Raw genomic sequence first — 4,589 nt, forward strand, 5'->3', positions numbered from 1 at the left:
GTGTTAGGTACATTATATGCATATAATGTACCCCCGATAATAACAGGCAAGGTTGTTGTTATCGATGCTGGTCATGGCGGTATTGATCCTGGTGCAAACCGTCCAGGCGTATTAGAAAAAGATATTAATCTGGCAGTAGCACTCCAGCTTAAAGAAGTCCTTAACCAATATGGTGCTAAAGTTGTATTATCCCGCCAGCAAGATGTGGAACTTAGTCCTGAATGTGATAACGATAAAATAAAAGAGCGCTATCGCCGCGATTTAATGGCCCGGGTCGAAATGGTTGAAGAATCAGATGCAGACTTATTTATCAGTGTTCATGCTAATGCTGTCAAGAATGCCAAGCGACACGGTGCCGAGGTTTTCTATTATAACAAGTCTGAAAAGGGAAAAGCCTTAGCCAATTCAATCCAAACTGAACTCTGTACTGTTACTGAGACAAGCAGGAGCGCTGCAAACGCCGACTATTTTGTATTGCGCCGCAACAAAATTCCGGCTGTGCTAATTGAGGTTGGCTACATTACTAACATCGAAGAACGTCAGTTACTACAGGTTCCTGAATACCAGAGAAAGCTAGCTGAGGCAATTGCTAAAGGTGTTTATACCTATTATCAGTATTGAATACGACAATTTTATCCTCTTATTAGACTGCACCCGTCTGACTAGAACAATTCATTAGGTAAAAACCGGGACTGACACGGGGAGATAGCTAGAAAGAGCGACGGGGGGACGGTGGTTGTGTCTTTTCAAGACACAACCACCGTCCCCCCGTCTTACCCGGTCCTAGGTTATCAGTTCTCTTATATTTTATCCTTGAGGATGCCAGTACTTCTCCACATCACTGATAAGATTATTTATATGCTCAATCATGGCCGCCCGGGCTTTGTCACCATTACCGCTTCCTATGCTTTCAGCAATCTTTTGATGGTCTACATGCACAAGGCTGTGGACCTGGAGCCGGATGTGCTCAAGGACCGGTGACAGCTGCGTATCCTGCCGAATCAGACTTACAGCAGCTGCCAGCACACGATTCTGCGCCATATTAACAATGATGTTATGAAACTCAACATCTTCAGCAGTCAACGCCGCCTGTAAAGCCCTGACCTCTTCCGGCGTAGCATTTTGAGCAGCAAGATATGCAAGCTCACCCTCAATAGCCCTGCGGGCAATTAACACCTCAAGCAGTTGTTCACGGGTATGTCCCTGAACAGCCGCCATCAATTCCTCACCCTGCTTTTGCCTGCGCTCTTTACCTGCCAAATCACACAGCCGCTCACTGCCACTACTTGATAACTTCCGCCCCTGAAACCCCGCCTTCTCGGTTAAACCGGCAATATCCAGGTCCCGCAGAATTCTACCAACAGTAGCCTCACTGAAGGAATACCCCAAGGCTTGCAACTTAACAGCAATTGAGCCACACCCCATGGGACGTCCGTTTGATTCATTTATGATCGAGAGTATATCATACTCTAGGTTCTCCTTATCACTAAGCGCCACGCGTCTTCCTCCTAGGAATGGTTATTTAGTAGTTAGTTTCTAGATAACCCAAGCTAATTCCTTCTACAAACAACGTATTGAAGCAGCTTGCAGTCAGATAGTGTGTTAGCAAAGTAGAGCCGATTACTACAAACAATGAAAAAAGGCTGTCTCTCATAGGTTGTTTTAAACCTATGAGAGACAGCCTCTTTAGATTAATTGATTACATAAGGAGTATTGCAACAATGGTTGTTGCGATAAAACCAAGAACGACTGGAATAAAGTTTTGGCGCGCTAACTCAATTGGATTAACACCGGTTATCGCAGCAACCGGAATCAAACCCCAAGGAATGATGGTCCCGCCCCCGGTCCATACCCCGGCAATCTGGCCTAAGGCAGCTAAGGTTGCTTTATCAATCTGAATGGCTTTATCAAAGGTGGCAGCAACAGCCCCGACTAGCGGCAGCGGGGAGAAGCCGGAGCCATCCAGGCCAACGATAATGCCTGTAGCTAAGCTGACAATCGCCACAAACACCTTATTAAGGGGTACTGTTTGCGATAAAGCTAAACCAAAGTCTTCAAGAAACCCGGTTGCAGCCTGGGTGCTGAGGATAGTCTTGGCAAGTTCTCCTTTACCCAGGAAAAAGAAACCGCCGATAATAATTACAGGAGCAAAAATCTTAATACCGAACATAAAGCCCTCGCGGACATAGTCGGTAATTTTCTCAAACCCTTCCCAACGATATTTTAATAGAGTGCCCAACGTTAGGATTAAAACGGCTGTCGCCCCAAGCAGGGCGGTTGCGTCTCCCCCTCTAAGCTTAAGTACCCACATGGCAACAACATCTAAAGCAAAGGCTACAGGGGTGATAATGGCTAAGAAGTAGGATACCCAGTCTAATTCCCGTTCGACCTCCTGGGCGGTTAACGCCGCTTGTTCTGCTATAATTTGCTCCGGATTATGGGCCATATCGCGCTTAAGCATGATGTACGCAGTAATGGTAGTTACTAACCCCATGGTAATTGCAAGGGGAATACTGGCAACGATTACGGGTGAGGGATCAGCAAAGCCAGCCGCTTTGGCTGTTATCGTCGGGGCTCCCTGAATAACATAGTCGGTAGACAGGGCAATGCCATGACCAAAAAGATTCATCGCCACTGCCGCCCCCATTGCGGGAAGACCGGCCCGGATAGCAGCCGGAACCATAATGGCGCCAATGAGCGCAGTGGCCGGTGAGGGCCAGAAGAACCAGGATGTCAGCATCATCGCAATACCAATTGTCCAGAAAGCAATATCAGGGTTGATCATCAGGCGGGCAGCCGGCCTCATAACTAAATAGTCAGCACCTGTGTCACTAAGCAATTTGGACAGGGCAACAATGAGCGAGATGACAACAATAATCCCCCAGAATTCGTTGCCGGCAACAATCAAAGCATTAAATACCGTGCTAACGCCGCTGATAAAACTACTTTTTACAAGCCAGCCTACAGACAGCAAGCCCAAAATACATGGAATGACCGGATCTTTTCTCAGAGCCATAACCACGATTACAACCCCAACCCAGAACAAAAACAACCAGTGAGCTGCTGTCAATTCTACTGTCATTATCTTACCTCCTCATTGCAGATGATCGGTGTAGCAAATAGCTGAGTCAAACCTGCTTTTCCAACACGCGCTTTGATCGCAGCAATGTCTGTGGTGTACAACCCCTCTTCCTGCATCCGTTTGAAATAATTGGCGCCTGAAAAGGTGTATTTCTTGGTAATACCCTCTTTAGTCTGCATCCTTTCCCTGACATGGGCAATTGCATCACCACACGCAATACTTGCGGGAAGCTCAATCGGGGGATGCCCCAGAGCAAAACGAGCCGCATTATGCCCGGCGAGTGTACCGGTAACGATGGCCTCCGTATGACCAACCAACAGGCCGGCCTTCTCACCACCACAGAATACATTATTAAGACCATCTACCTTTAGAGCATTATTCCGGGGTAACATTCCAAAATAACGCATCGAGTTGCCAATATCGCCGGCATAGGGATCTTCATAACGGGCATTAGCGCAGCCCGGAATCTGCCGCAATATCTCCAGCGGATAATATGCGGTCATTAGCTTAGCATGACCAGTATCCAGGAGCACTATGTTTTCCGCAAACTCCTTCAAAGCATATTGCTGACAGGCCTTCTGACCAAGAGAGTCCATACTTTTGCGCAAGACGGGCGGCACGGGGATAACACAGACCCCGGTTCTATTCAGTTCTTCCCTGACCTCAGGGGACAGTGAATCTTTATGCAGCTTGCACGACCCACTCATAGCGCCCAAAGTTCCGTCTGGCTTTTCACCGATAATCTCTTTAATACCGGCCCTGGCAGCGATGCTAAGCCGGGGTCCAAAGGTCGGACAGCGGTAGATACACATTGCACAGCCGTTGCCGTACTTCATACAGTTTCCCTGAGGACCGGCAGTGCCTGATACATCAACAAAGGCGTCACCGGTTATTTCAATGGTCTGATTGCTATGAAAGACATCGGCAACCACTTTAGTAATTGTTCCCGCTTCCATAACAATGTCGCTCACGCGGGATTTTAGATAAATATTGATTCCTGCAGCCAGCAGGGCTTGCTTGACAGCCGGTTCAATTGTAGATACATCATACAAATTAACATTCTTGTGCCCTGGAAACTCAATATTTCTGTGCCGGGAATTGGCGTCACAAATCTTAAACAGGTCGCCGCCGCCCATAGCAATCATCTCTTCTGTTGCGGTAAAGCGACCGTTATTACGCATAATGCCCCCAACAAGCCCGGTACCTAAGAGCATATCTGCCCTTTCAAACAAATGCACCTCACAACCAGCTTTTCGTGCTGCGAGAGCAGCCGCTGTTCCTGACCAGCCGCCACCAACAATTACAACTTTCTTCACAATAAGAACCCCCTGCCTCGTTTTTAGAATAAAATGAGAGTAGATCCAGAAGAATTTCCAAATCTACTCTACTCTGAGTAAATATTTAGTTGCAATCAAGTCTGAGTGGCTGCCAGTAAATAAAAATAGCAATGTCGCAGTTGCTCGGCGACATTGCCACTCATCATTGATGATCGAATGATGATTAATTT

Annotated in this window: 4 protein-coding genes; 1 reads left to right on the forward strand and 3 read right to left on the reverse strand. The window is 47.2% G+C overall.

Annotated elements, in window-relative coordinates; genetic code table 11:
• Positions 1-621: N-acetylmuramoyl-L-alanine amidase (locus tag VN379_RS20100; protein WP_325537150.1), on the forward strand; the 621-nt coding region annotated here is incomplete at its 5' end.
• 186 nt (positions 622-807) lie between these two features.
• Here VN379_RS20100 and VN379_RS20105 read toward each other — a convergent pair.
• From VN379_RS20105 to VN379_RS20115, 3 genes are all read right to left on the reverse strand, one after another.
• Positions 808-1,497 carry an FCD domain-containing protein gene (locus tag VN379_RS20105; protein WP_325537152.1) on the reverse strand — a complete coding sequence of 230 codons (690 nt, stop codon included), beginning with the start codon at positions 1,495-1,497 and terminating at the stop codon, positions 808-810.
• A 202-nt stretch (positions 1,498-1,699) separates the two neighbouring features.
• A complete protein-coding gene (locus VN379_RS20110) occupies positions 1,700-3,082 on the reverse strand; it encodes a hypothetical protein (protein ID WP_325537154.1) in 1,383 nt (460 codons plus the stop codon).
• Complete coding sequence (locus VN379_RS20115; RefSeq protein ID WP_325537156.1) at positions 3,082-4,398, reverse strand: FAD-dependent oxidoreductase; 1,317 nt, start codon at positions 4,396-4,398, stop codon at positions 3,082-3,084. The genes VN379_RS20110 and VN379_RS20115 overlap by 1 nt, the downstream gene beginning before the upstream one ends.
• Positions 4,399-4,589 lie beyond the last annotated feature (191 nt).

This window comes from Sporomusa sp., from assembly GCF_035561255.1.
In the GTDB taxonomy this organism is placed as follows: domain Bacteria; phylum Bacillota; class Negativicutes; order Sporomusales; family Sporomusaceae; genus Sporomusa.

What these genes read in the sequence shown, in the direction of transcription:
- VN379_RS20110 (WP_325537154.1), bottom strand. Translation starts at nt 3,082, where the DNA reads ATGACAGTAGAATTGACAGCAGCTCACTGGTTGTTTTTGTTCTGGGTT.